We start from the raw sequence: 2771 nt of genomic DNA, 5'->3' as shown, positions 1-2771 counted from the left end.
TACCGTCAGTCCGACAGCATCCGAGCTGACTCCGAAGCCGATGCTCGTCTTACCGTCGACGACGAACTCGACACCATCTGATTCGGCCTCAAACGAGATGTTCTCAGCGTCAAACTCGACGTCCCCGTTTTCGTCAACCTCGTAGCTGAGTGTCTGTTCGTCTTGGACCGAGTCATCTGCTGTTTCGTCTCGTACTGGACCATCCGACGTTTCGCCTCGGGCAGACTCATCTGATGTCACTGACCCCATACCGTCCTGCAAGTATCCGAGCACTCCGGTGCTCGACTCGGAGTTGGCCCGGTTGGCTGTGGTCACCCCAAAGCCGAGTAACAAGAGAGCCAACCCGGCACCCACATTCGCTAGCCACTCCCGTCTCGGGAGGTCAGCCATCCACGGTGCCTCCGCCAAACACATCGTAAGCGGATACAATCAGTATAGAGTTTCCATCCAGTAATCGCGTTACAGTACTGTAGCCCTATAACTAAAGAATCGATGGTTGCGTCGTCAAGCAAGTTGCAACTCCAGCCGCGGCTATTCTACCGCAGGCAAGACTGGGGCGGCACTCCAGTTACCGGGCGTGTCTCGAGTCGTGCTCGCGATGGTCGGTTTATTATTACCGTCGGATGCTCACTTCCCGAGGTCAATTGCTGTACTGGTGTTGACATCCTTGTTCTCGTTGTCGACGATATCCGTACCCTCGGTGTCTCTCTTCGTACTGTCGATGAAGTCCATAACGATGGACCCGAGTGATTCCCCCCAGTCAGTCAGCGAGTACTCCACCCTGAACGGACGCTGACTGATGGTAGTTCGCTCGACAACGCCTCTCTCTTCGAGGGTGCTCAGACTCTCCGAGAGTGCTTTGTTGGAGATGCGGTCAATCGGCTCCCTGAGTTCGCTGAACCCGAGTGGACCGTCCTCAACGAGGGCGTGGATAATGACCGGATTCCACTTTCGTCCAAACAGCGAGGACATCGACGTCAGTTCGTCCTGACGCTCGTGTGTCCGTGGGAGAGTGGCGTCTGAGTGACTACTCGACTCCGAGCCATTGCTCATACGAGTAGTACCACCCGAGCACAAACAAGTATCCCGACTAGGTGGTTAGCATTGGCGGACCGAAGTGACTAGACTAACCCGAACATATGAGTGTTATCTACTACTAACAGCCTGCTACCGGACGATTCTTCTCACCTCTCATTGATTCCAGCACCCATCTAGGCACCATCTACTCCTCTCTAGGCACGGTCTATGCTTGAGTCGCCCGCACACGCGATTGATGGCGGTTTCTGACGGGTAACCCCATGTTCGACCCGTTACCAGCCGCCCATCGAATCACACGATAAAGTCGTTTTAATCCGCTGATTAGTCAGTTAGCTTAACCTTATGGGGAAAGGGTCCAAACATGAGTCTGTCCCAGGGAGAGCGGATACGAACCCGATCTGCTCTCCGCGCTGGGTAATCAACCGACGTGACGAACAACCATGAAAGACACATTCCGATTAGTACTGATACTGTTTCTGGCGATTGGCATGATTACTGCCGGCGGCGCGATGTCGGTAGCTGCTGATCACCAGAGCGATGGCGATGTTGACATCGATACCGAGGATGGAGAGATTGAACACAGCGGCGACGACGCCGAAGTCGAAGACGACGATGACGACCTCGACTTCGAGTCCAACCAGGACGATAGGGAGGCCGATGTCGAGTTCGATGATAGCGAAATCGAACAGGACGACGACGACCTCGAAGTCGAAGACGACGACGACGATTTCGACTTCGAGAGCCACGACGGCGGTGACGACGTCGACGTAGAGACAGACGACCACGAAATCGAACAGGACGATGACGACGTCGAAGTCGAGGACGACGAAAACGACCTCGACTTTGAGTCCGAAGAAGACGGTGACCGCGCCGATATCGAGTTCGACGACGTCGAAATCGAACAGGACAACAGCCGTCTCGAAGTCGAAGACGACACCGACGGCCACGACCTCGACTACGAGGCCGAAGATGACGACCTCGATGTCGAACACGACGAGGCCGAAATCGAAAAGCACGGCGACGAGGCCGATGTCGAGAGCGATACCATCGATTACGAGAACGATGGCAGTCTCGACCTCGAAACTGAGGACGCTGGCGACATCGACATCGACCTCGACGGTGACGATGTCGACATCGATACCGACGAGAGCGAGATCGAACAGGACGGCGACGACCTCGAAGTCGAGAATGAACGGAATAACCTCGACTTAGAGAGCGACGGCGACGACCACGAACTCGAGGCCGACGACGAACACGACATCGAACACAACGGTGACGATGTCGACGTCGAAGGCGAAGAATTCGAGTTCGAGAACAACGGCGATCTCGACTTCGAGACCGACGTGCAGGAGATCGAACAGGACGACGACGACCTCGAAGTCGATACCGATGATGGCATCGACTTCGAGAACGACGGCGACGAGGTCGAGTTCGAGGATGACGACCGCGACATCGAGCAGAGCGATGACGATGTCGATGTCGAAGACCACGACGACGACACCGAATTCGAGAGCGACGAAGACGAGACCGAATTCGAAACCGATGACCACGACATCGAACACAGTGGCGAGAACCTCGATGTCGAGGAAGACGGTGGTCTCGACCTCGAATCCAATGGTGACGAGATCGACCTCGAACGTGACGAGAACAGTGACACCGAAGTCGGAGCGTTCCTCGGCGACCTGACCCGAGAGGAGATCATCGAACTCGGTACCACGGTCGGCGCGGACGAC

Annotated in this window: 2 protein-coding genes and 1 pseudogene; 1 reads left to right on the top strand and 2 read right to left on the bottom strand. The window is 55.8% G+C overall.

Translation table 11 applies throughout. From position 1 onward, the window contains the following. Nucleotides 1–390: pseudogene (locus QT222_RS03175) on the bottom strand (hypothetical protein); the annotation flags it as partial. A gap of 237 nt (nucleotides 391–627) precedes the next feature. Then, nucleotides 628–1053 carry a winged helix-turn-helix transcriptional regulator gene (locus QT222_RS03170; RefSeq protein ID WP_491476280.1) on the bottom strand — a complete coding sequence of 142 codons (426 nt, stop codon included), beginning with the start codon at nucleotides 1051–1053 and terminating at the stop codon, nucleotides 628–630. A 425-nt stretch (nucleotides 1054–1478) separates the two neighbouring features. Between QT222_RS03170 and QT222_RS03165 the strand changes: the two genes are divergently transcribed. Further along, nucleotides 1479–2771 (top strand): hypothetical protein (locus QT222_RS03165; protein WP_491476279.1); only part of this gene is annotated, 1293 nt, incomplete at its 3' end.

Source organism: Haloferax sp. s1, from assembly GCF_058382125.1.
This window is presented reverse-complemented; position numbering and strand designations above follow the sequence as displayed.

Excerpts from the sequence above, each read along its gene's own strand:
- QT222_RS03170 (WP_491476280.1), bottom strand. The coding sequence starts at position 1,053 with ATGAGCAATGGCTCGGAGTCGAGTAGTCACTCAGACGCCACTCTCCCA.